The sequence below is a fragment of the Georgenia sp. H159 genome, assembly GCF_035607575.1.
Taxonomy (GTDB): Bacteria; Actinomycetota; Actinomycetes; order Actinomycetales; family Actinomycetaceae; genus Oceanitalea.
On sequence record NZ_JAYDZY010000003.1, the window covers coordinates 14627 to 38247 of the forward strand.

A 23621-nucleotide genomic window follows, 5' to 3' on the forward strand; every position below is an offset into this window, starting at 1 on the left:
GATGTACGTCGCCAACCTCTCCCTGCACGACTTCCGCTCCTACCCCGAGCTGGTCCTCACGCTGGACCCCGGCGTTACCGCCTTCGTCGGGAACAACGGCCAGGGCAAGACGAACATCGTCGAGGCGGTCGCCTACCTCGGCACCTTCTCCAGCCACCGGGTCGCCTCCGACACCGCGCTGGTGCGGCACGGCACCGGAGGCGCCGTCATCCGCGCCAAGGCGGTGCGCGACACGCGGGAGACCCTCGTCGAGCTCGAGATCGTCGCCGGGCGCGCCAACCGGGCCCGCCTCAACAGGGCGCCCGTCAGTCGCACCCGCGACGTCCTCGGGATCGTGCGCAGCGTCGTCTTCGCCCCCGAGGACCTGGAGCTCGTCAAGGGCGACCCTCAGGCCCGGCGCCGCTTCCTCGACGAGCTGCTTGTCCTGCTCGCCCCCCGCCTCGCGGGGGTCCGCAGCGAGTACGACAAGATCCTCAGGCAGCGAGGAGCGCTGCTGAAGTCCGCTGGGGTCGCCCGGCGGCGGGGAGCGACGCCCGACCTGTCGACCCTCGATGTGTGGGACGGCCACCTGGCGGCAGCCGGAGCCCAGCTCGTCGCCGCACGCATCGACCTGGTCCAGCGGCTGCGCCCGCACGTCGCCAGGTCCTACGAGGAGGTGAGCGCCGGTCAGGGCGAGGCCCGGCTGAGCTACCGCTCGGCCCTGCTCGCGCAGGACGGCGACGGCGAGGCGAGCCTCGAGGAGGAGGGCGCCATGACCGACGTGTCCGCCCTGGCGGAACGGCTGGTCACGGCCATGGGCGAGCTCCGCAGCGCCGAGGTCGACCGTGGCGTCAGTCTGGTCGGTCCCCACCGGGACGACCTCGTCCTCACGCTCGGTGGTCTGCCGGCCAAGGGGTACGCCAGCCACGGCGAGTCGTGGTCCTTCGCGCTGGCGCTCCGGCTCGCCTCCTACGCCGTGCTCTCGGACGACGACGACGGCGCCGGCCCGGTCCTCATCCTCGATGACGTCTTCGCAGAGCTCGACGTCCGTCGTCGTGATCGGCTCGCGACCATGGTCGCCGGGGCCGAGCAGGTGCTCCTCACCGCCGCCGTCCCCGAGGACGTGCCGGCTCATCTCGACGGCGCGCGGTTCACCGTGGCGGGCGGGGAGGTCACCCGTGAGTGAGGATGCAGGGTCCGTGGACGCGTCGGGACGGGACACGACGGCCCTGGGACGCAGGGGCGGACGCGCGGAGAAGCAGCCCACCGCGGAGACGGAGTCCTCCGCGGTGACAGGGCCGCAGGCCACCGGCGGGACAGATGCCGGTGAGGACGCGGTGTCGGACGCCGCGAAGCAGGCGCTGGCGCGAGCCCGCAACGCGGCTGCCGTACAGGGTCTGCGCCGGTCGGCCGCAGGGCGGCCACCGCCGGGCAAGAGACGCTTCCGCCCAGGGCCAGGGCTCGGCGACGTCGGCAGCGGCTCCGGACCGTCGCGGCGCGACCCCCAGCTCCTCGGGCCGGCCGTGGACAAGCTGCTCGCCGAACGGGGCTGGAGCGCGCCGGTGAGCATGGGCGGCGTCGTCGGGCGCTGGCGCGAGATCGTCGGCGACCAGCTCGCCGACCACTGCGTCGTCGAGACGTTCGACGACGCCGTGCTCGTCCTGCGGGCCGACTCCACGGCCTGGGCGACCCAGCTGCGTCTGCTCCAGCCGCAGCTCGAGCGCCGGCTCGCGGAGGAGGTCGGCGAGGGGACGGTGGAGGAGATCGTCATCAGGGGTCCCGGGGGGCCGAGCTGGACGCGCGGTCCCCGTCGCGTCCGGGGCAGAGGACCACGCGACACCTACGGCTGACCTGCGTCGGCGGCCCCCACCTCAGCGGCTCCGCTGGGACTCATCACACTGTGGATGAAGCTGTGGATATGCGGTGATTCGGGCGTGGACGCAGTAGAATCGGGTGACCCCGCCCGCGGGCGTCGGCTGGACCCATGCCCCGGGCAGCTGTGGTGCGAGGTGCACCGTCCCGATTCCAGAGACGGTGCGGTGCTGCGCCGCGACGAACGACGAGGAGAGCCCCAGACAGTGGCTGACGACATGCCGCAGGACGCCGGCTACGACGCAACGAACATCACGGTTCTCGAGGGCCTGGAGGCGGTTCGCAAGCGGCCCGGCATGTACATCGGCTCGACCGGGGAGCGCGGCCTGCACCACCTCGTCTACGAGGTCGTCGACAACTCCGTGGACGAGGCGCTCGCCGGCCACGCGACGACGATCGACGTGACGATCCTGCCCGACGGCGGCGTGCGCGTCGTCGACGACGGCCGCGGCATCCCCGTCGACATCGTCGAGTCCGAGGGCAAGCCCGCGGTCGAGGTCGTCCTCACCGTGCTGCACGCCGGTGGCAAGTTCGGCGGGGGCGGCTACGCCGTCTCCGGCGGTCTGCACGGCGTCGGCGTCTCCGTCGTCAACGCGCTCTCCTCCCGGCTGCACGTCGAGGTCCACCGCGAGGGCGTCATCTGGCGCCAGAGCTACCAGCACGGCGTGCCCACGGCGCCTCTCGCCGAGGCCGGCACCACGGACGTGACCGGCACGATCGTCACGTTCTGGCCCAACGACGAGATCTTCGAGACCACCGACTTCGACTTCGAGACGCTGCGCGGACGCTTCCAGCAGATGGCGTTCCTCAACAAGGGCCTGCGCATCACGCTGACCGACGAGCGCGCGGGCGTCACCGACGCCGGTGACGAGGTCACGGGCGACGACGAGGGGACCGCGGACGACGCCCACCAGGGCCGGCGTGAGGTCAGCTACCGGTACGACAACGGCCTGCGCGACTACGTCAAGCACCTCAACTCCGCCAAGAAGGTCGAGCTCGTCAACGCCGACATCATCGACATCGAGGCCGAGGACCCCGAGAAGCGGATCTCCCTGGAGATCGCGATGCAGTGGACGAGCGCGTACTCCGAGTCCGTCCACACCTACGCGAACACCATCAACACCTCCGAGGGCGGGACCCACGAGGAGGGCTTCCGCTCCGCGATGACCTCGCTGATGAACCGGTACGCCAAGGACAAGGGCATCCTCAAGGACAAGGACGACAACCTCACGGGCGACGACATCCGCGAGGGACTCACCGCTGTCATCTCCATCAAGCTGGGCGAGCCGCAGTTCGAGGGCCAGACGAAGACCAAGCTGGGGAACACCGAGGCGCGCACCTACGTGCAGCACGTCGTCTACAACCACCTCGGCGACTGGCTGGACGCCCACCCCAACGAGGCGAAAGACATCCTGCGCAAGGCGCAGCAGGCGGCCGCAGCGCGGCTGGCGGCCCGCAAGGCCCGCGAGGCCACCCGCCGCAAGGGTGCCCTGGAGTCGGCGTCCATGCCCGGCAAGCTCAAGGACTGCTCGAGCCGCGACGCCACCAAGTCCGAGATCTTCATCGTCGAGGGCGACTCCGCGGGGGGGTCGGCCGTCCAGGGCCGCGACCCCGAGCACCAGGCGATCCTCCCGCTGCGCGGGAAGATCCTCAACGTCGAGAAGGCGCGGCTGGACCGCGCCCTGGGCAACCAGGAGATCCAGGCGCTCATCACCGCTTTCGGGACCGGCATCGGCGAGGAGTTCGACATCGCCAAGCTGCGGTACTACAAGATCGTGCTCATGGCCGACGCCGACGTCGACGGCCAGCACATCACCACCCTCCTCCTCACCATGCTGTTCCGGTACATGCGCCCCCTCATCGAGGGCGGGCACGTCTACCTCGCCCAGCCGCCGCTCTACCGGCTCAAGTGGTCCAACGCCCCGCACGAGTACGTGTACACCGACCGCGAGAAGGACGCCCTCCTCGCCGAGGGTGCCGCGGCCGGCAAGCGCCTGCCCAAGGACAGCGGCATCCAGCGCTACAAGGGTCTGGGCGAGATGAACGAGCAGGAGCTGTGGGACACGACCATGAACCCCGACACGCGCACCCTGCGGCAGGTGACGGTCGGCGAGGCCGCAGCCGCGGACGAGGTGTTCTCCGTCCTCATGGGCGAGGACGTCGAGTCCCGGCGTGAGTTCATCCAGCGCAACGCGCACGACGTGCGCTTCCTGGACATCTGACCCGGCCCACCAGCCCGTTCCTGCCCGAAGGATAGAAGGACGACAGTGACCCAGCCCCCCATCGACCACGTCGAGCAGGTTGATCTCAAGCTCGAGATGCAGCGCTCGTACCTCGACTACGCGATGAGCGTCATCGTCGGCCGTGCCCTGCCGGACGTCCGTGACGGCCTCAAGCCGGTGCACCGGCGGGTGCTGTACGCGATGTACGACGGCGGCTACCGGCCAGACGCGTCGTTCAACAAGTGCTCCCGCGTCGTCGGCGAGGTCATGGGGCAGTACCACCCGCACGGTGACACCTCGATCTACGACGCACTCGTCCGCCTCGTCCAGCCGTGGTCGATGCGCTACCCGCTCGTCGCCGGGCAGGGGAACTTCGGCTCCGCCGGGAACCTCGGCGCCGCGGCACCGCGGTACACCGAGTGCAAGATGGCGCCGCTGGCCATGGAGATGGTCCGCGACATCGACCAGGCCACGGTCGACTTCCACGACAACTACGACGGCAAGAACCAGGAGCCCGACGTCCTTCCGTCGCGGTTCCCCAACCTGCTCGTCAACGGCTCCGAGGGCATCGCCGTCGGCATGGCGACGCGCATCCCGCCGCACAACCTGCGCGAGGTGGCCAGCGGCGTGCAGTGGTTCCTGGAGAACCCCGAGGCCAGCAAGGAGGAGCTGCTCGAGGCGCTCATGGAGCGCATCAAGGGCCCCGACTTCCCCACCGGCGCCACGATCCTGGGCCGCCGCGGCATCGAGGACGCCTACCGGACGGGCCGCGGGTCGATCACCCAGCGCGCCGTCGTCAACGTCGAGGAGATCCAGGGCCGGCAGTGCCTCGTGGTCACCGAGCTGCCCTACCAGGTCAACCCGGACAACCTCGTCACCAAGATCGCCTCGCTCGTCCACGACGGACGGCTCCAGGGGATCGCCGACATGCGCGACGAGTCCTCCGGCCGCGCCGGGCAGCGCCTCGTCATCATCCTCAAGCGCGACGCCGTCGCCAAGGTGGTGCTCAACAACCTCTACAAGCACACGCAGTTGCAGGACAACTTCCCGGCGAACATGCTCGCGCTCGTCGACGGCGTCCCCCGCACGCTGAGCCTCGACGCGTTCGTCCGCCACTGGGTGACGCACCAGATCGACGTCGTCGTGCGCCGCACCCGGTTCCTCCTCAAGCGGGCCGAGGAGCGGATCCACATCCTGCGTGGCCAGCTCAAGGCGCTGGACATGCTCGACGAGGTCATCGCCCTCATCCGCGGCTCGGAGAGCGGTGACGTGGCCAGGGTCGGCCTCATGGACCTCCTCGACATCGACGAGGTCCAGGCCGACGCCATCCTGGCGATGCAGCTGCGCCGTCTCGCCGCTCTCGAGCGCCAGAAGATCATCGACGAGCACGACAAGATCGAGGCGGAGATCCAGGACTACAAGGACATCCTCGCCTCCCCGCAGCGGCAGCGCACGATCGTGGCGGAGGAGCTGGGATCGATCGTCGCCAAGTACGGCGACGAGCGGCGCACCACCGTGGTGCCCTACGAGGGTGACATGTCGATGGAGGACCTCATCCCCGAGGAAGACGTCGTCGTCACCATCACCCGCGGCGGCTACGCCAAGCGGACGCGTACCGACAATTACCGCTCGCAGCGCAGGGGCGGCAAGGGCGTGCGCGGCACACAGCTGCGTGAGGACGACATCGTCGAGCACTTCTTCGTCACCACCACCCACCAGTGGCTGCTGTTCTTCACCAACATGGGCCGCGTCTACCGCGCCAAGGGCTACGAGCTGCCGGAGGGCGGCCGCGACTCCAAGGGCCAGCACGTGGCGAACCTCCTCGCCTTCCAGCCGGAGGAGCGCATCGCCCAGGTCCTCGCCCTGCGCAACTACGACGACGCCGACTACCTCGTGCTCGCCACCCGGTCGGGCCTGGTGAAGAAGACCCGCCTGCAGGAGTACGACACCAACCGCACCGGCGGGATCATCGCGATCAACCTGCGCGACGGTGACGACGGTGAGAAGGACCGCCTCGTCTCCGCCCAGCTCGTCAACAGCGACGACGACCTCCTGCTCGTGTCCCGCAAGGGTCAGTCGATCCGCTTCACCGCGACCGACGAGGCGCTGCGCCCGATGGGTCGCTCGACGTCGGGGGTCACGGGCATGAAGGTCCGCGGCGACGACGAGCTCCTCGCCATGGACGTCGTGCGCCCCTGGTACGAGAACGCCGCGCTCTTCGTCGTCACCGAGGGTGGCTACGCGAAGCGGACCGCCGTCGAGGAGTACCGGGTCCAGGGCCGTGGCGGGCTCGGGATCAAGGTTGCGAACCTCGTCGAGGCGCGGGGCGACCTCGTCGGCGCGCTCCTCACCAGCCCCGACGACGAGGTCATGGTCATCATGAGCGGCGGCAAGATCGTGCGGTCCGCCGTCGCGGAGGTCAACCTCACGGGTCGCAACACGCAGGGCGTCATCTTCGCCAAGCCGGACTCACGCGACCGGATCATCGCCGTCGCGCGTAACGCGGAGCGGGACGCCGATAGCGTAGCGTCGACCCCTGAGGAAGCGGAGGAGCCCGCCGAGGGTGACGACGGAGGAGACGCATGAGCAGCACCACTCCAGGGCAGGGCGCCGCAGAGGACGCGACGCGGCAGCAGGCCGATGCTGGGGCGTCGAGCGAGACCAGCACGCAGGACCGTGCGGCGATGCGTACCAGCCTCGCCGAGCGGTTCGCCGCGGCGCGTGGCGTCGAGGAGCACCCGGTGGTGCCCCGTCCGGGTGACACGGCGTCCGCCGGCGGCTCCTCGAGCCCCATGCCTCCCGGATCGTCCGGTGTCGCCGGCGGCTCGGCAGCGGCACCCCGCTACGGCGCCACCCGGACGGCTCCGGCGCAGCCGTCCCGCCCCGCACGGCAGACGACGCAGTCGGACGAGACGGTCGCAGGGCCGCCACCGAACCGACCGGCACCCGCCGGACCGCGGCGGGTGCGGCTCTCGGTCGCGCGCGTCGACCCGTGGTCGGTCATGAAGCTGTCCTTCCTCCTGTCGATCGCCGTCGGCATCGGCATCGTGGTCGCGGCCGCCGCCATGTGGTTCGTCCTCGACTCCATGCATGTCTTCGCCGACGTCGAGGAGCTGCTCCTCACCCTCGACTCGGAGAACTTCCTCCAGCTCATGGACTACGTCGCGTTCGACAGGGTCATCTCGATGGCGGCGATCATCGCCGTCGTCGACGTCCTGCTCCTCACGGCGCTGTCCACGCTCGGGGCCTTCCTCTACAACATCGTCGCGGCCCTCGTCGGTGGGGTACACCTGACGCTGACCGACGACTGACTGTGGCGAACATGACTCCTCACCGGGGCGTCCCGGGTTTGGGCGCGGCCAGCGCGCTGGGGTAGTCTGCTGCGGCACCCCCGGTGATCCCGGTGGTGCGTCGGGCCTATAGCTCAGACGGTTAGAGCGCTTCCCTGATAAGGAAGAGGTCACTGGTTCGAGTCCAGTTAGGCCCACCCCGATCCCGACCCGAGGAGGAGACGATGAGGAAGTTCCTCGGACTCGCCGCGCTGGCGACCGCGGGCTACGCCGTTTGGAGCAAGGTCAAGGCGGACCGCGAGGAGCGGGCCCTGTGGGCGGAGGTCACCGACAGCTTCGGTGGCAACACGTTCCCCGAGACCACTCCGACCACGGACGCCCCGGTCGGCTGACGCAGGTACGATCTTCCCTTGCCGGCCCCTCAGCCGGCCCGGGGGCCATGGCGCAATTGGTAGCGCACCTGCTTTGCAAGCAGGGGGTTGCGGGTTCGAGTCCCGCTGGCTCCACCATCACGTCATGACCCGGTAGCGGACAGGCACGGTGCCGTCGCCTAACTCCCGGTCGTCGGTCCGCTTCAGGGCTCAGCCTGGCGCGTGCCTACGGAACGGCAGCCCACCAGCGGGCCGTCGACGTACGGGGCGATTCGTGGGAGCCGGTCGCGCGGGTTACGGTTGAAAGATCAACCGGAGGCGGTCTCCGCCAGCACCAGATTGGACACCACGAAGCTATGGTCGTGTACAACGAGCTCATCGCCATCACGGCGGGTGCGGGCCTTGTCGGGTTCGCGAAGTTCCTCACGCTGATCCTGCGCAAGGAACGCGTCGAGAGTGAGGGGTGGGCGGCGTTCTTCGGCGTCACGGGCCTGCTGCTCTTCGCGTTGGGCCTGCACACCACGGTGACCTGGCCCTACGGCGGGGACGGCTTCGAGTACGCCAACATCGCCTTCGGCCAGCCGGCGGCCGGCTTCGGTGCGCTGCTGCTTCTCGCCGCCGTCTACCTGTGGCGTCAGCGCGCGCTCTACGACGGTGCTGTCGACGCGGCACACGCGAAGACGCTGGAGGCCTTCAAGCCGGTGAGCATCTTCGTCGGTGTGCTCGGTCTCGGCATGGCCGTCCTCGCGGTGTCCTTCGTCCGCTACCAGCTCGGTGCCGCCCCGCCGGAGGAGCCCATCACGGGGCGGTTCGGCCACCTGCCGCTGCTCGAGGCGATCTTCCTCGGCGGCCTGTGGGGCATCGTCGCGGTGGGCGCCCTGCTCTTCGCGGTCGCGCTGCTCACGGACCGGCTGCGGCTGCTCCGCTGGGTCGTGTGGACGTGGGTTCTCGGCGGCATCGCCTTCGCCCTCTTCGGGGCGATGAACTTCTACACGCACATCGGCATGTACTACAACATCGCCAACGGCACGATGATCAAGTGGTAGCCGGGCGAGGCTGACCGGCGCCCTGGCTAGCTGCCGAGCAGGGCTGCGATGTCCGTCGCCCCGAAGTACCGGGCGGTGGCCCGGGCGCTCGGTGAGCCGGCGTCCGGGTCGGCGCCCGCGGCGAGGAGCCTGCGCACGATCCCCGGTTCCTGCTTGAACACCGCGCAGACGAGAGCGTTCTGACCGCGGTCGTTTAGGCGGGACACGTCGGCGCCTCGCTCGAGGAGCATGGCCACTGTCTCCTCGTGCTCGCGGTAGCTCGCCAGGATGAGCAGCGTGTCGCCCTTGTCGTTGGTGAGGTCGACCGGCGCACCGGCGTCGAGGTAGGCGGCGAGCGCGTCCGTCTCCCCGTTGCGGGCGAGGTCGAACACGTGCGCCGCGACGGCGTGGACGTCGTCACTCAAAAGAGCTCCTCCCGGGTCGACGCGAGACGCCCGGGACCGCGTGGTCCCGGGCGCCCTGTCGCGCGATGAGTCGTGGTCTCAGGCGTTGCGGGTCGAGTCCACGTCCGTCTCGCCGCGACCGGAGTCGATCGGAGTGGTCGGTGCGTCGGCGGACCCGACGGCCGTCTCGGTCTCCACCGCGACCGTCTCGGCGTCCGCTGCGGGCTCGCCGTCCTCGACGCCTGCCGGCGCGGTGGTCACCTCTGCGGGGGTGGTCACGGTGGTGTCCTCCCAGTACTCCTCGGCCCACGGGTCGTCGACGGGCTGGGTGCGCCGCCACAGCAGGTATCCGGTGCCCGCGGCGGCCGTGCCGACGAGGACCCAGCCGAGCGTCTTGCCGGTGCGGTGCTTCTTGGGCTTGGTGGTCAGCGCCTTCTGTGCAGCCTTGCCCGCCTTGCCGGCACGGTCCTTGACGTTGCCCGAGCCGGAGGCCGCCTCCGCGGCGTCGTGCATGGCCTTCTGGACCCGGGGGAGGTAGTCGTCGACGAGCCTGTCGCGAGCGGTGTCGACGGCGGGCCGGGCCTTCTCGGCGGCCGCCTCGATCTTGGGGGCGGCGGCCTTCACGCCGTCGCGCCACGCCTTGTCGATCTTGGGGGCGGCGACGTCGGAGGCCCAGACCTTGCCCTGCTCTGCCAGCGCGACGGCGGCCTCGCTGGCCTTCCCGGCCTGCTCGCTGAGGACATGACCGAGCTCGACGGCCTGCTGGCGCACCTTCTCGGCGTCGACCTCGCTGATCTTGTGCTTGCGCGACATGTGCTCTCCCTCATGGCTTTCCGGGTACGTGACGCCCATCGTCCCACCTGGGACAGGCGAACGCACCATTCCGATGGTCGATTTCTCACGGCAGCGGCCGGACGGCCCGCCGGATCCCGCCCCAGCCTGCCACGCGGCCGACCGCAGGGCACGGTCGTGACCTGCGAGTGGGCGCGGTGGCGTGAAAGGATCGCCGACATGGAAGCAACTGTGCACACGAACCTCGGCGACATCGTCATCGAGCTGCTGCCCCACCACGCCCCCAAGACCGTCGACAACTTCGTCTCCCTCGCCAAGGGGGAGCGCACGTGGACCCATCCGGAGACGGGTGAGGAGACGACCGACCCGCTCTACGACGGCGTCATCTTCCACCGGGTCATCCCCAACTTCATGATCCAGGGCGGCGACCCCCTGGGGACCGGCACCGGTGGCCCGGGCTACACCTTCGACGACGAGATCCACCCCGAGCTGGACTTCACCCAGCCGTACATCCTCGCGATGGCCAACGCCGGCAAGATCGGTGGCCGCGGGACCAACGGCTCGCAGTTCTTCATCACGACGGCGCCGACCACCTGGCTGCAGGGCAAGCACACGATCTTCGGTCGCGTCGCCGACTCCGAGAGCCGCGCCGTCGTCGACCGCATCGGTGCCGTCCCGACCGGCCGCAACGACCGCCCCGTCGAGGACGTCGTCATCTCCTCGATCACCGTCGCCGACTGACGCATGACGGCCAGTCCGCACGGGCAGGCCGGCGGCGACCAGCCGCCGGTCTGCCCGCGGCACCCCGACCGGGTCTCCTACGTCCGCTGCCAGCGCTGCAACCGGCCGGTCTGCCCGGAGTGCCAGCGCCCCGCCGCCGTCGGGGTGCAGTGCGTGGACTGCGTCGCCCGTGCCCAGGCCGCTGTACCTGCCCGGCGCACGGTGTTCGGGGGCCGGGTCCGTGAGGGACGGCCGGTCGTCACGATCTCCCTCGTCGCGCTCTGCGTCATCGCCTACGTCGCCCTCAGGGCCGGCGGTGACGCACGCATCCACCTCGTCTTCGTGCCGTTCCTCGGTGAGGCGGAGCCGTACCGCTTCCTCTCGGCCGCCTTCATGCACGGCGGCTTCCTCCACCTGGCGGTCAACATGTACGCCCTGTGGATCGTCGGATCGGTCCTCGAGCCCGCCCTTGGCCGATGGCGCTTCCTGGCGCTCTACCTCGTCAGTGCGGTCGGTGGCTCGGTCGGGGTGCTGCTCTTCGCCGCCCCGGACGGTCTCGCCTGGCTGACGCCGGTGGTCGGCGCGTCGGGAGCGGTCTTCGGTCTGTTCGGGGCGATCGGCCTGGCGCTGCGTCGCCTCGGACGGGACACGACGCAGATCGTGGTGCTCATCGTCATCAACACGGTCATCGGTTTCACGATCCCCAACATCGCGTGGCAGGCGCACCTCGGCGGGCTCGTCACCGGGCTGGTGCTCGCCGCTGCCTACGTCTACGCGCCGCGCAAGCAGACCGCGCTCGTCAGCGTGGCCGCCACGGTGCTCGTGAGCGCGGCCCTCGTGGCTCTCGCCGTGGCGAAGTATGCCGTCTCACCCTGACGAATCACACCGATGTAGTTCTCCACAGGCTTCTGCACAGGTGTGGATGACACCGGTGTAGTTCTCCACAGGGAACTCCCCAGGTGTGCGTAACCATGCGCGGACCGGGACGACGAAGCGCCGGCCCCCCGAGGAGGACCGGCGCATCGGTGGACGGCGGCGTCAGCGCCAGCGCAGGGTCATGAGGAACCCGACGAGCAGCACGACGAAGCCGATGGCCAGGTTGAGGTTCCCGATGCCCGGGATGGGGCCGGCGGCCTGGACGATGTAGGTGATGACCACCCACAGCATCCCGACGACCATGAGGACGACGGCGGTCGGCACCCACCAGCGCGGGCTCTCCTTCGGCTGCGCAGGGGCGGGCGGGGGCGTGTACGTCGCCTTCTTCTTGCGGGGCTTTGACTCCGGCACTGTCAGCTCTCCTTCGGGTGTTCCGCCCGGCTGGCGGTACCTCGGACACGTCACGGCGCCGTTCACCTTACGAGGCGCACGGCACCTCCCCTAGCGTAGTGGTCGGAACGTCGCGGGCGGGCATCACGCGGGCAGGGACGAACGAGAGGGAGGTGGGCAGTGGACGGGTCGAGGACGGGCCGCAGGAAGGGGTCGGTCGCCGTGGGCCTGGTCGCGGCCGGCGCTGGCCTGCTGTTCGCGACCAGCGCGACCCTCTTCGACGACGACGCCGACCGGTCGCCGACCAATCTCGTCGACCTCGCACGCGTGGAGACCGCCCGGCTGGAGGACAACGAGGCCGAGGTCGCCGCCCTGCGGAAGGAGCGCGACGCACTCGTCGCGGCGCAGCAGCCGCAGACCGAGCCGGATCCCGAGAGGGCGGAGCTGATGGCCCTCGCCGCCGGGCGCACACCCGTGACGGGCCCGGGTGTCGTCGTCGAGCTCTGGGACGCACCCGCGCCTCCGGACCTCTCCTCCAGCGGGCTGCACCCCGACGACCTCGTCGTCCACCAGCAGGACCTGGAGGCCGTGATGAACGCGCTGTGGGTCGGCGGAGCGGAGGCGATGATGATCCAGGACCAGCGCATCACCTCCACCTCCTCGGTGCGCTGCGTCGGCAACGTGCTGCTGCTCCACGGCCGGCACTACTCCCCGCCGTACCGCGTCTCGGCGATCGGGGACCCGGACGCGCTGAGTGCGGCCGTGGAGGCGTCGCCCGGCGTCCAGGTCTACCAGCAGTACGTCCAGGCGGTGGGGCTGGGCTGGTCCATGGAGGAGGCGCAGGCGATCGACATGCCTGCCTACACGGGTTCCCTCCGGCTGGACCACGTCCGCGCCGCCGGGTGAACTACCCTCGTCGTAGACCCTGTGACCGACAAGAGGACTCACGATGGCGACCACGGACGTCGACCGGCTCGAGGAGCTGCCCTGGCAGCGGGACGACGACGCGCCGTCGCGGCGTACGCGTCCCCGCCGTCGTCGGCGTGGCTTCGTCGCCACCTTCGTCGGCGTCGTCGGCGAGCTCATGATCACGGCCGGCGTCCTCCTCGGACTCTTCGTCGTGTGGCAGCTGTGGTGGACGGACGTCGAGGCGAACAACTACCAGGCCGAAGTCCTGGAGGAGTGGCGCGAGAAGGGTGAGGTCATCGCTGCACCTCCTCAGGAGGCGGAGCAGCGCACCGACCCGCCGCCGCTCCCGGCCGTCGGTGCCGAGGGGGAGGTCATGGCGACCCTCCACATCCCGCGGCTCGGTGACTACGAGGAGACGATCGCGCACGGGACCGGGATGGCCGATGTGCTCAACAAGGGCTACATCGGTCACTACCCCGAGACCCAGCTCCCGGGCGAGGTCGGCAACTTCGCGACGGCGGCGCACCGGCAGTCCTACGGCGCGCCCTACCGGGAGATCGAGCAGATCGTCGAGGGGGACTCCCTCATCGTGGAGACGACCGACGCGTACCTCGTCTACGAGGTCGTCGACCACGAGGTCGTCCACCCGTCCCAGGTCGAGGTCATCGCCCCCGTACCGGGGGAGCCCGGCGTCGCACCGACCGAGCGGATGATCACCCTGACGACCTGCCACCCGCTGTTCTCCGCCGCGCAGCGGTGGATCACCTACGGCGAGTTCCAGTACTGGATCGACAAGAACGAGGGCATGCCGGCCGAGCTGCTCCAGGAGGGACGCTGATGTACGGCGCGCTGTGGCGGGTACTTCCCGGACCGGTCTGGTTCCGGGTCATCCTCGTGCTCCTGCTGGCGGCCGCGGTCGTCTACGCCTGCTTCACCTGGCTGTTCCCCGAGATCGCCCCCTACATGCCCTTCAACGAGACGACCATCGAGGACGGACCATGACCCGAGTACTCGTCGTCGACAACTACGACAGCTTCGTCTGGACGATCGTCGGCTACCTCGAGCAGCTGGGCGCGAGTGCCGTCGTCCAGCGCAACGACGAGGTGACCGCGGACCCGCGTGACTTCGCCGGGGTGCTCGTCTCCCCCGGGCCGGGCACGCCGAAGGAGGCCGGCGCGAGCCTCGACGTCATCGAGCGCTGCGCGGAGCACGCGGTCCCCATGCTCGGTGTGTGCCTGGGTCACCAGGCCCTGGGCGAGCTCTTCGGCGCCACCGTCAGCCACGCGGCCGAGCTCATGCACGGCAAGACCTCACCGGTGGATCACGACGGCAGCGGCGTCTTTGCCGGCCTTCCCACGCCCTTCACCGCGACGCGGTACCACTCCCTCGCGGTCGAGCGACCGACCGTGCCCGAGGAGCTGCAGATCACCGCCTCCACGGCCGGCGGGGTCGTCATGGCGCTCACTCACCGGGAGCTGCCGTTGCACGGCGTCCAGTTCCACCCGGAGTCGGTGCTGACCGAGCACGGGCACCGGCTGCTGGCGAACTGGCTCGCCATCGCCGGGGACGTCGACGCCCCGGCCCGCAGCGAGGGTATGGCACCACTCGTCCGAGCCTGACCCGGGCCCTGATCGGCAGCCGGTCCCTCGCCCGGCAGGATTCAGCAGGGCTTGGGGACCCGTGGCTACGGGCGGTTGCCACCGCCCTGGCTGCGGCCGAAGTCGCTGTTGCCCGGAGCTTCGGCCGCTCCGTCGGTGGGCTCCTCGTCGTCCGGCGGCGGGTCCTCCGTCGTCGGCTCCTCGGTGGTGGGCTCCTCGGTGGTCGGCTCCGGGGTCGGCGGGGCGACGGCCACGACGAGCTCGATCGTGCTGAAGCGCGGGACGGGTCCGGTCCGGTTCTGGTCGAGCACCGTGCCCGGGTCGACGTCCCCGGACGGCTGGTCCACCGGGGTGACCGTGAGGTTGAGCGCGCGCAGGGCCTCGGTGGCGGCCTCGATGGGCTGGCCGCGAAGGTCCGGGACCTCGACGTTTCCGGTGGCGATGTGGAGGACCACCTCGGAGTCCGGCTCGAGCGGGTCCCCGGCGGCCGGCTCGGTCTGAGCGACACGGTCCTTCTCGTACTGGGGGTCGTCGATCGGCTGGTAGGTGATGCGCACGCTGAAACCGAGCTCGTCCTGGGAGAGCTGGTCCTGCGCCTGTCGTTGGCTCAGGCCCACGACGTCCGGCATCGCCACCGAGTCCGGCCCGGCGGAGAAGCGCACGGTGACCGTCTCACCCTCCTCGACGGACTCACCCACCGCGGGCGCCGCGCTGACGAACAGCCCCGGCTCGATGTCGTCGGAGAACTCGGGCTCCCCGATGGCGAAGACCAGTCCTTCGTCCTCGATCGCCTGCCGTGCCTCGGTCTGGTCCATCCCCTCGAGGTTCGGCACCTCGACCACGGTGGGCTCGGTGGGCTCGTTGTCCTCGTCGGTGAGCAGCAGGTAGGCGACGCCACCGGCGGCCAGCAGGCCGACGAGCACGAGCAGCCAGACCCACCAGGGCGACCGCTTCTCCGGCTCCTCGTCCTCCTGTGCCTGCACCGCGGTGCTCGAGCGGGTGGCCGCCGGCATCGCCTGCGTGGCCGTGGTCGCGCCGATGACGGAGGTGGGCTGGCCGGCCGCGGCTGCCGCAGCGGCCCACGAGCTGGCCGCGGGCGCACCGACCGCGCCGCCGCGCATGGCCGACTCCAGGTCCGAGCGCATCGCGGCAGCGTCCGGGTAGCGGTCCTCGCGGTCCTTGGCCAGGGCCTTGAGGACGATGCGGTCGAGCGTCTCCGGGATGTCGGAGGCGACCTCGCTGGGTGCCTTGGGCAGCTCCCGGACGTGCTGGTAGGCGACCGCCACGGCGGAGTCCCCGCTGAAGGGCGGCTCCCCGGTGAGCAGCTCGTACAGCAGGCACCCGGTGGAGTAGATGTCGGACCGGGCGTCGACGACCTCGCCGCGCGCCTGCTCCGGGGAGAGGTACTGGGCGGTGCCGACGACGGCGTGGGTCTGGGTCATCGTCGCGGCGGAGTCGGCCATGGCGCGGGCGATGCCGAAGTCCATGACCTTGACCTGGCCGGTGGGCGTGAGCATGACGTTGCCCGGCTTGATGTCGCGGTGGACGATGCCCTCGCGGTGGGAGTAGGCCAGTGCCGAGAGCACCCCGATGACGATCTCGGTGGCCTCGTCGATCGGGACGGCCGAGCCGTCGACGAGCAGGGAGCGCACGGTGTGGCCCTCGACGTACTCCATGACGATGTAGGGCACGGGGGCGCGCTCGCCGCCGGAGGTGACGACGTCGTCCTCACCGGTGTCGTAGACCGAGACGATGGCGGGGTGGTTGAGGGAGGCGGCGGACTGGGCCTCGCGTCGGAACCGTGCCTGGAAGGTGGGGTCGCGAGCGAGGTCGGAGCGCAGCACCTTGATCGCGACCGTGCGCGAGAGCCGGCTGTCGTAGCCGATGTAGACCTCGGCCATGCCGCCTCGACCGATGAGCTCGCGGACCTCGTAGCGTCCTGCGAGCACCTTGGGTACTTCGTCCACCACTAGGGGTTCCTCACTGTCAGTCGGTCGGCTGGTCGCGTCTCGGGGGCGTTGCTCGCGGGCGCGCCCCCACCCATGGCAAGGGTACCGAGGGTCAGCGCGAGCACGAGGATGAGGCCCAGCCCCACGCCGACGGCGGTGAGCCAGAGGCGGTCGGCCGCGAGCTCGGCCCACGTCGGCCACCGCCAGGCGGGAGCGGGCCGCCGTCGTCGTCGGCTCTCGTCCGGTACGGGTAAGGAGCCCTCGGTCGGGGGGAGCGGCGCAGCGGGCGTGGGGACCTCGGCGGTGTCGTCGGTCATCAGCTGCTCCAGCCGCTGCGCGACCACCTCGGCCGAGTCCGGCCGGTCGGCCGGGTCCTTCGCGAGCATCGCGGTGACGAGGTCCCGAACAGGCCCGGGCACGTGCCCCGGAAGGGGCGGCAGCGGCGTCGTCACGTGTGCCATCGCGATGTCGACCTGGGTGGCGCCGGTGAACGGCCGGCGCCCGGCGAGGGCCTCGTAGGCGATGATTCCCAGCGCGTAGATGTCGCCAGCTGGCCGGGCCGGCTTGCCCATGGCCAGCTCCGGCGGCAGGTACTGGGCGGTGCCCATGACCATCCCAGCGGCGGTGAGCGCCGGCTGCCCGGTGCCGAGGGAGATGCCGAAGTCGGTGAGCTTGACGGTGCCGCGGGGCGTGATGAGGACGTTGGAGGGCTTGACGTCCCGGTGGACGACCCCGGCGCGGTGGACGGCGTGCAGCCCGCGGGCGCACTGGACGAGCAGGGGCACCAGCCGCTCAGGGGGCAGCGCCCCGTCCCGGTCGAGCAGCGCGGAGAGCGGCTCCCCGGGGACGTACTCCATGACGAGGAATCCACCGCCGTCCTGCTCGCCGTAGTCGAGGACGACGGCGACGTTCGGGTGGACGACCCCGCTGGCGTTGCGGGCCTCGGCGCGCAGCCTCGCCAGGGATACGTCGTCGCCGACGAGGTCCTCACGCAGCACCTTGGCCGCGACGGTGCGGCCCAGCAGGAGGTCGGTGGCCCGCCACACCTCACCCATGCCACCGACGGCGATGCGCTCAGTGAGCTCGTACCGCCCCCGCAGGACGTGGCGCGCCCGGATCGCCATGGTCAGTCCGCGAGCAGCGCGGCGAGGACCTGGCGGGCGATCGGTGCGGCCGTGGTGCCACCCGAGGCGATGTCGCCCTCGATGCCGCCGTTCTCGACGACGACGGCGACGGCGACGCGAGGGTCGTCGGCGGGTGCGAAGGAGGTGAACCAGGCGTGCGGTGGAGCGTCCGACCCGCTCTGCGCGGTGCCGGTCTTACCGGCGACGGCGATCCCGGGCAGCTGGGCGGCCCGGCCGGTGCCGTTCTCGACGACGCTCGTCATCAGCTCGGTGAGGACGTCCGCGGTCTCCGGGGACACGGACTCACGGAGCACGGTGGGCTCGGTGGTGGAGACGACCTCGAGGTCGGCGTTGCGTTCTGTCGCGACGAGGTAGGGCCGCATCTGCTCACCGCCGTTGGCGATCGCCTGGGAGACCATCGCCATCTGCAGCGGCGTGACCCGCACGTCGACCTGGCCCAGCGCGGACATCGCGGTCCGGGCGGCGTCCGCCTCCTCCGGGTACCGGGAGGCGGTGACGTCGAGCGGGATCTGCAGCGGCTGGCCGAACCCGAAGGCCTCGGCCTGCTCGGCGATCGCCTCCGCCCCGAGGTCCATGCCCAGCTGCGCGAACGTCGTGTTGCACGACTGCTCCATCGTGTACCGCAGCGGTGCGGTGTCCTCGGCCGTGCACGCGATGCCACCGGGGTTGTTGACGACCTGTGTCGACAGCGGCAGCTGGAGCTGCGCCGGGGAGGGGACGGGGCTGTCGGCCTCCAGGCCCTGCTGCTCGATCGCGGCTGCCGCCACGACGACCTTGAAGGAGGAGCCGGGGGCGTACAGGTCCCCGGCAATCGCCCGGTTGACGAGCGGGTCGGTCGGGTCCGCGAGGAGGGCGTCGTATGCCTCCTGCGCCTCCTGCGCCTCCTCGGCCGAGTGCACGGCCAGCGCGTTGGGGTCGAAGCTCGGCTTGGACACCATCGCGAGGATGGCGCCGGTGCGCGTGTCGAGCGCGACGACGGCGCCCCGCGCGTCCCCGAGGGCGTCCCAGGCCGCCTGCTGCGCGGCCGGGTCCAGCGTGAGCTCGACCGACCCGCCCTGGGGCTGCCGGCCGGTGATGAGGTCCTGGAGGCGCTGGACGACGAGGGAGTCGGCGGTCCCGCCGAGGACCTCGTTGGCCGCCCTCTCCATCCCCGTCATCGAGCTGAGCGCGGCGGCGAAGTAGCCGGTCGAGTGCGCGTAGAGGTGGGGGACGGCGTAGCTGCGCTGGTAGCGGTAGGACGTGTCCACGGGTGTCGAGGAGGCGATCGACTCCCCGGCGACGATGATCGGGCCGCGGTCCTGGCCGAACTCGCGGTAGATGGTGCGCACGTTGCGGCCGTCGGCGTTGAGCGAGGGTGCCTGGACGAACTGCACGGAGGTGGCGGCGACCATGAGGGCGAGGAACATGAGGGCGGCGATGGTCGCGAGCCGGCGGACGGGGGTGTTCACGACAGCCTCACCACCTCGGTGGGGTTCGCGTCGTCCCCGGTCGGCCGGAAGGTTACCTCGGCGACGTCCCCGGCGGTGGGCAGGGGGCCGATGGGCAGGTCCCCGGTCATCGCGGCGGGGCGCCGGGCTGCGTCGGAGACCCGCAGCAGGATCGCGACGATCATCCAGTTGATGAGCAGGGAGGATCCACCCTGCGCGAGGAAGGGCATCGTCAGGCCGGTGAGCGGGATGAGCCGGGTGACCCCACCGACGACGACGAAGCACTGGAAGGCGACGACGAAGGACAGGCCCGAGGCGAGCAGGGTGCCGAAGCCGTCCCGCACCCCGATCGCCGCGCGCATTCCGCGCTGGACGAGCACGAGGTACATGAGGAGGATCGCGAGCAGGCCGGTGAGGCCGAGCTCCTCGGCGAGCGAGGCGATGATGAAGTCGGAGTTGGCGTAGGGGACGATGTCCGGGCGTCCCTGTCCCCAGCCGGTGCCCATGAGCCCGCCGGAGGCCATCCCGAAAAGGCCCTGGACCACCTGGTAGGACCCACCGAACTGCCGTGAGTACACCTCGGGGTCGAGCGCGTCGAGCCACACCTCGAAGCGGGCGCCGACGTGCCCGAGCGTCGTGGCCGCGAGGGCCGCGCCGCCACCGAAGAGCAGCAGGCCGATGAGCACCCAGCTCAGCCGCTCGGTGGCGACGTAGAGCATGGCGACGAACAGCGCGAAGAACAGCAGGGCCGTGCCGAGGTCGCGCTGGAAGACGAGGACGACGAGTGCGACGCCCCACGCGAGGAGGATCGGGCCGAGGTCCCGCACCCGGGGGAGCTGCAGCCCGAGCACCTTGCGGCCCGCCAGCGCGAGGGTGTCGCGGTTGGTCACGAGGTACCCGGCGAAGAAGATCGCGAGGAGGATCTTGGCCAGCTCGGCGGGCTGGAAGGACATGCCTCCGAGCGAGATCCAGATCCGCGCACCGTTGATCTCGCGCCCCAGGCCGGGGAGGAGCGGCAGGAGCAGCATGGCCAGGCCGACGATCATCGCGCTGTAGGTGTACCTGCGCAGCAGGCGGTGGTCGCGCAGGGCGACGACGACGGCGACGGCGGCCCCCATGCCGAGCATCGTCCAGAGCACCTGTCGGCTGGCGAAGGCGGTGCCCTCGGCGATGTCCAGCCGGTGGATCATCGCCAGGCCGAGGCCGTTGAGGGCGACGGCGGTCGGCAGGATGACCGGGTCGGCGTACGGGGCGCGCCAGCGCAGGACGACGTGGGTGACCAGGGCGAGGAGGACGAGCACCCCCACCTGGGTGACCATCCCGGCGGGCGGGCTGCCCGTCGTCGCCAGACCGACCTGGAGGTAGGCGTACAGGCCGATGGCGAGGGCGAGAAGGAGCATGGCCAGCTCCACCCAGCGTCCCGGGCGAGCCGCCTGCTGACTGACGATGGCCATCAGGCGCCGTCCGTCGTCGTCGGGTCGGGTGTGGGTGTCGGCGTGGGGCTCGGGGAGGCGCTGCTCGAGCCGCGGACCTCGGAGCGCAGCTCCACCACGCGGTCCTCGGCCTGCTCGAGGGAGGAGACGGTGAGGGTCGCGTCGAGGCGGTCCTGGGCGTAGCCGGGGAGCTCGTCGAGCCGGAGGTCGGTGCGGGTGTGCACCGATGACAGTGACAGCGGGCCGACCTCCTGGGGGATGCCCCGGTAGATCGCGACGACGTCACCGGCGGGGGCGAGGAAGTACTGGGTCTGGGTCCACCGGTAGCCGAGCCAGGCGCCGGTGGCGAGCAGTGCCAGGACGAGGAGTGTGATGAGGGTGCCACCGAGCCAGCGGCGGCGGCGGGGCGGGGCGGGCTCGTCGTCGTCCTCCGCGGCGGCGGCCGGGCTGAGGGCGGCGGCCCGTCCCGCGGCGCCGGCGGTGCCGCGGGTGCCCCGGAGCCGGTCGGTGGCGGCGGACCCGACGACCTGCGGTGACGAGGCGGGGACGATGCCCTCCGGCAGGCGGTCGGCGTCGAGGAAGTCAGCGACGACGCACGTGACGTTGTCCGGTCCGCCCCCGCGCAGCGCAAGGTCGATGAGCTTCTCCGCGCAGCGTCCCGGGTCCCGGACGCGGATGAGGGTCTCGGCGATCGTCTCGGCGCTGACCACGCCGGACAGACCGTCGGAGCACAGCAGCCACCGGTCACCGACCTTCGCCTCGCGCACCGACTCGTCGAGGATGACGTCGCCGTCGGTGTCACCGAGGACGCGCAGCAGGACCGAGCGCTGGGGGTGTCGCTCGGCCTGCTCGGGACTGAGCCGACCGATGTCGACGAGGTGCTGAACGAAGGTGTGGTCGGCGGTCACCTGGGTGAGCTCCCCGTCACGCAGGAGGTAGGCCCGGGAGTCGCCGATGTGGACCATGGCGATCTTGTTCTCCGACCGGAGGATCGCGATGCACGTCGTGCCCAGCCCGGCGAGCTCCGGGTCGGCCTCGGCACGCTCCTCGAGATCGCTGTGGGCGGCGGCGACCGCCTCGCGCAGGCTCGGCAGGAGGTCGTCGGCGGCCGGGTGCTCCTCGTCGAGGTGGACGAGGTGCGCCAGCGCCACGGAGGAGGCGATGTCCCCACCCGCCGGACCGCCCATACCGTCGGCGAGCACGAGGAGGTGCGGGCCTGCGTAGCCCGAGTCCTGGTTGGTCGACCGCACGAGCCCCACGTCCGAGCGGGCGGCGAAGTTGACGGTCAGCGGCATGGGCATGCTCAGCGCTGCAGCTCGATGACGGTCTGGCCCACGCGGACGGGCGTCCCCGGAGCGAGCTGCACGGGCTGGGTGAGGCGGCGGTCGTTGACGAAGGTGCCGTTGGTGGAGCCGAGGTCCTCGACCCACCAGGCGCCGTCCTGCGGGAAGAAGCGGGCGTGCCGGCCGGAGGAGTAGTCGTCGTCGAGGACGAGAGTGCACGCGGGCGAGCGGCCCACGACGATCGCCGAGGCCAGGGGCAGGGTCGTGCCGGTGAGCGGACCCTGCGTGACGACCAGGCGGGAGGCGGTGTTTCGAGCGGGACGCTTCGGCGCCGCCGGCGTGGGCTCGCGCCGGGTACGGCCGCCACGGGAGCGGCGGGTGATCGTCGTGCCGAAGATGTCGCGCCGCAGCACCGCGAGAGCCCCGAGGACGAAGACCCACAGGAGCGCGAGGAAGCTCAGGCGCAGCAGCGTGACAGCCAGCTCGGTCATCGGTCGGTCACCAGCCCGCCGCGTCGTCGGCCGCGCCGTTCCAGAACATGATCCGGGTCCGGCCGATGGTGATCGTGTTGCCGTCCAGCAGCGTGGCAGCCTGGATGCGGTGCCCCTCGACGAACGAGCCGTTGGTGGAGCCGAGGTCCGTCGCCACCGTCCCGCTCGGGGTGACACGCAGCTCGAGGTGACGGCGGGAGACGCCGGAGTCGTCGACGACGATGTCCGCCTCCGTGCCGCGGCCCAGGACGGTCACCGGGCCGGTGAGGAGGTAGCGCTGACCGTCGATGTCGACGATCGGGTGCCGGGCCGAGGCGGCGGTCGACGTCGCGGGCGCCGCGCTCCCGCGGCGGGTGGCCGGCGTGACGCTGAGGCGTCCGGTCTCGACCGCCTCGTCGGTCTCGAACGTGACGCGCACGGGCCCGACGAACGCGTAGTGCTGACTGTCCGCGTGCTCCGTCGCGGCGGTGACCATCTCCTCCGCGAGGGCGTCGGCACCCCAGGCGTCGACACGCTCGCGGTCGCTCTGGCTGAGGAGGACGGTGAACTCGTTGGGGACGACGGTGCGGTCACGGGAGACTGCGGCGGCACGGTCATCCATGGTGCGACGGATGGCGCTGGCGATCTCGACGGGCTTGACCTCACTGCGGAACGCCTTCGCGAAGACGTTGTTCACCGCGTTCTCGACCTTCTTCTCGAAGCGATCGAGTGCTCCCATCACGCACCTCCTCCCATAGCCCCCTGATCGTAACGATCTTGCATCGTTCCTGACGCATTCGTGCTCCGGCCGGGGTGCGCCACCCCTACAGCGTCGCACGTGCGTGCCCACCTGCTGTGACACCGCTCTCGATGTCGGCGCGGGCGTCGTCGACGAGACCGCGTGCGTGCTAACCTCGACCTCGCTGTGCACGCAGCATGCGCGAGTGGCGGAATAGGCAGACGCGCACGGTTCAGGTCCGTGTGCCCGAGAGGGCGTGGGGGTTCAACTCCCCCCTCGCGCACAGCAGAAGACCCGCAGGAGTTCGACGAGACGTCGAGGTTCTGCGGGTCTTCTCATGACATCAGCCGAGGCGTGGCATGACCTCCCACGTGCCGATGACGTACACGGCGATGCCGATGATGCTCGTGGCGCCCATGCCGGCTGCGGCTCCCGAGATCGCCTTCGCCCCAGGTTTCCGCCCGAACTGGAGGCCCAGGCCCACTGCCGCGGCACCCAGCACGAGAGCGACGGTCCACGCAGTGACCGGAATCGTGTAGACGTTCTCGTAGTCGAACCGGGCCACCGCACGACGCCCGGCCCACGGGGCCAGCACCGCCGAGACCCAGGCGACCAATGACGAGACCGCGCCGCACGCGAGGGCAGCAACTGGCCCAACCATCGAGTGCTCGGACCGACCGGCCGGGTCCCCGGGGTGCGCGGCGGGGTGCGGATCGCCCACTGGATC

24 protein-coding genes and 3 tRNA genes are annotated in these 23621 nt (G+C 71.0%); 16 read left to right on the forward strand and 11 right to left on the reverse strand.

Annotation, left to right across the window (positions count from 1 at the left end):
- Nucleotide 1: 1 nt before the first annotated feature.
- The 9 genes from recF to VR894_RS04690 all read left to right on the forward strand — a co-directional run bounded on the left by recF (nt 2) and on the right by VR894_RS04690 (nt 8780).
- Nucleotides 2-1165 (forward strand): DNA replication/repair protein RecF, encoded by a 1164-nt coding sequence (recF, locus tag VR894_RS04650; protein ID WP_324650180.1) that lies wholly within the window; start codon nt 2-4, stop codon nt 1163-1165.
- Complete coding sequence (locus VR894_RS04655; RefSeq protein ID WP_324650181.1) at nt 1158-1829, forward strand: DUF721 domain-containing protein; 672 nt, start codon at nt 1158-1160, stop codon at nt 1827-1829. Before recF ends, VR894_RS04655 begins: the two co-directional genes overlap by 8 nt.
- 240 nt (nt 1830-2069) lie before the next feature.
- On the forward strand, nt 2070-4073 hold the full coding sequence (gyrB, locus tag VR894_RS04660) for a DNA topoisomerase (ATP-hydrolyzing) subunit B (protein ID WP_324650516.1): 2004 nt from the start codon (nt 2070-2072) through the stop codon (nt 4071-4073).
- A 96-nt stretch (nt 4074-4169) separates the two neighbouring features.
- Entirely contained in the window at nt 4170-6659 is a 2490-nt protein-coding gene (gene gyrA, locus VR894_RS04665; RefSeq protein WP_324650518.1) for a DNA gyrase subunit A, read from the forward strand.
- Complete coding sequence (locus VR894_RS04670) at nt 6656-7384, forward strand: DUF3566 domain-containing protein (RefSeq protein WP_324650182.1); 729 nt, start codon at nt 6656-6658, stop codon at nt 7382-7384. Before gyrA ends, VR894_RS04670 begins: the two co-directional genes overlap by 4 nt.
- A gap of 102 nt (nt 7385-7486) precedes the next feature.
- Nucleotides 7487-7560: transfer RNA gene (locus VR894_RS04675), tRNA-Ile, on the forward strand.
- Between the two features lie 27 nt (nt 7561-7587).
- The gene (locus VR894_RS04680) at nt 7588-7755 is read left to right on the forward strand and encodes a DLW-39 family protein (protein WP_324650183.1); all 168 of its coding nucleotides are present in this window, start codon (nt 7588-7590) and stop codon (nt 7753-7755) included.
- A gap of 41 nt (nt 7756-7796) precedes the next feature.
- Nucleotides 7797-7872 (forward strand) — tRNA-Ala (locus tag VR894_RS04685).
- A 218-nt stretch (nt 7873-8090) separates the two neighbouring features.
- On the forward strand, nt 8091-8780 hold the full coding sequence (locus VR894_RS04690; protein ID WP_324650184.1) for a DUF981 family protein: 690 nt from the start codon (nt 8091-8093) through the stop codon (nt 8778-8780).
- Nucleotides 8781-8806: 26 nt separating this feature from the next.
- Here the strand turns inward: VR894_RS04690 and VR894_RS04695 are convergent, their stop codons facing one another.
- Both VR894_RS04695 and VR894_RS04700 read right to left on the reverse strand, forming a co-directional pair.
- Nucleotides 8807-9184 (reverse strand): ankyrin repeat domain-containing protein, encoded by a 378-nt coding sequence (locus tag VR894_RS04695; RefSeq protein ID WP_324650185.1) that lies wholly within the window; start codon nt 9182-9184, stop codon nt 8807-8809.
- A 78-nt stretch (nt 9185-9262) separates the two neighbouring features.
- Nucleotides 9263-9976, reverse strand: a complete 714-nt coding sequence (locus VR894_RS04700) for a hypothetical protein (protein ID WP_324650186.1) — start codon at nt 9974-9976, stop codon at nt 9263-9265.
- A gap of 198 nt (nt 9977-10174) precedes the next feature.
- Here VR894_RS04700 and VR894_RS04705 point away from each other — a divergent pair, with 198 nt between their 5' ends.
- A complete protein-coding gene (locus VR894_RS04705; RefSeq protein WP_324650187.1) occupies nt 10175-10696 on the forward strand; it encodes a peptidylprolyl isomerase in 522 nt (173 codons plus the stop codon).
- A gap of 3 nt (nt 10697-10699) precedes the next feature.
- Nucleotides 10700-11551 (forward strand): rhomboid family intramembrane serine protease, encoded by an 852-nt coding sequence (locus VR894_RS04710; protein ID WP_324650188.1) that lies wholly within the window; start codon nt 10700-10702, stop codon nt 11549-11551.
- 162 nt (nt 11552-11713) lie between these two features.
- Here the strand turns inward: VR894_RS04710 and VR894_RS04715 are convergent, their stop codons facing one another.
- Entirely contained in the window at nt 11714-11962 is a 249-nt protein-coding gene (locus VR894_RS04715; protein ID WP_324650189.1) for a cell division protein CrgA, read from the reverse strand.
- Between the two features lie 159 nt (nt 11963-12121).
- On the opposite strand from VR894_RS04715, the gene VR894_RS04720 reads away from it, so the two are divergent.
- The 4 genes from VR894_RS04720 to VR894_RS04735 are packed head-to-tail and all read left to right on the forward strand — an operon-like array spanning nt 12122 to nt 14469.
- Nucleotides 12122-12847, forward strand: a complete 726-nt coding sequence (locus VR894_RS04720) for a DUF881 domain-containing protein (protein WP_324650190.1) — start codon at nt 12122-12124, stop codon at nt 12845-12847.
- Nucleotides 12848-12890: 43 nt separating this feature from the next.
- On the forward strand, nt 12891-13688 hold the full coding sequence (locus VR894_RS04725) for a class E sortase (RefSeq protein ID WP_324650191.1): 798 nt from the start codon (nt 12891-12893) through the stop codon (nt 13686-13688).
- A complete protein-coding gene (locus tag VR894_RS04730) occupies nt 13688-13852 on the forward strand; it encodes a hypothetical protein (RefSeq protein WP_324650192.1) in 165 nt (54 codons plus the stop codon). The genes VR894_RS04725 and VR894_RS04730 overlap by 1 nt, the downstream gene beginning before the upstream one ends.
- Complete coding sequence (locus VR894_RS04735; protein WP_324650193.1) at nt 13849-14469, forward strand: aminodeoxychorismate/anthranilate synthase component II; 621 nt, start codon at nt 13849-13851, stop codon at nt 14467-14469. Before VR894_RS04730 ends, VR894_RS04735 begins: the two co-directional genes overlap by 4 nt.
- A 65-nt stretch (nt 14470-14534) precedes the next feature.
- Here the strand turns inward: VR894_RS04735 and pknB are convergent, their stop codons facing one another.
- Genes pknB through VR894_RS04770 form a run of 7 tightly spaced genes read right to left on the reverse strand, consistent with a single transcriptional unit; the run spans nt 14535 to nt 22894 of the window.
- Nucleotides 14535-16418, reverse strand: coding sequence for a Stk1 family PASTA domain-containing Ser/Thr kinase (pknB, locus tag VR894_RS04740; protein WP_416380812.1), 1884 nt, complete (start codon nt 16416-16418; stop codon nt 14535-14537).
- The gene (locus VR894_RS04745) at nt 16418-17521 is read right to left on the reverse strand and encodes a serine/threonine-protein kinase (protein WP_324650195.1); all 1104 of its coding nucleotides are present in this window, start codon (nt 17519-17521) and stop codon (nt 16418-16420) included. Before VR894_RS04745 ends, pknB begins: the two co-directional genes overlap by 1 nt.
- 2 nt (nt 17522-17523) lie before the next feature.
- Nucleotides 17524-18990 (reverse strand): peptidoglycan D,D-transpeptidase FtsI family protein, encoded by a 1467-nt coding sequence (locus tag VR894_RS04750; protein ID WP_324650196.1) that lies wholly within the window; start codon nt 18988-18990, stop codon nt 17524-17526.
- Nucleotides 18987-20423, reverse strand: coding sequence for an FtsW/RodA/SpoVE family cell cycle protein (locus VR894_RS04755; RefSeq protein ID WP_324650197.1), 1437 nt, complete (start codon nt 20421-20423; stop codon nt 18987-18989). Before VR894_RS04755 ends, VR894_RS04750 begins: the two co-directional genes overlap by 4 nt.
- Nucleotides 20423-21697, reverse strand: coding sequence for a PP2C family serine/threonine-protein phosphatase (locus VR894_RS04760; RefSeq protein ID WP_324650198.1), 1275 nt, complete (start codon nt 21695-21697; stop codon nt 20423-20425). Before VR894_RS04760 ends, VR894_RS04755 begins: the two co-directional genes overlap by 1 nt.
- Nucleotides 21698-21705: 8 nt before the next feature.
- Nucleotides 21706-22176, reverse strand: a complete 471-nt coding sequence (locus VR894_RS04765) for an FHA domain-containing protein FhaB/FipA (RefSeq protein WP_324650199.1) — start codon at nt 22174-22176, stop codon at nt 21706-21708.
- 7 nt (nt 22177-22183) lie between these two features.
- Nucleotides 22184-22894 (reverse strand): DUF3662 and FHA domain-containing protein, encoded by a 711-nt coding sequence (locus VR894_RS04770; protein WP_324650200.1) that lies wholly within the window; start codon nt 22892-22894, stop codon nt 22184-22186.
- Nucleotides 22895-23093: 199 nt separating this feature from the next.
- Between VR894_RS04770 and VR894_RS04775 the strand changes: the two genes are divergently transcribed.
- Nucleotides 23094-23177: transfer RNA gene (locus VR894_RS04775), tRNA-Leu, on the forward strand.
- Nucleotides 23178-23237: 60 nt separating this feature from the next.
- Here VR894_RS04775 and VR894_RS04780 read toward each other — a convergent pair.
- Entirely contained in the window at nt 23238-23489 is a 252-nt protein-coding gene (locus VR894_RS04780; protein ID WP_324650201.1) for a hypothetical protein, read from the reverse strand.
- Between the last annotated feature and the right edge of the window lie 132 nt (nt 23490-23621).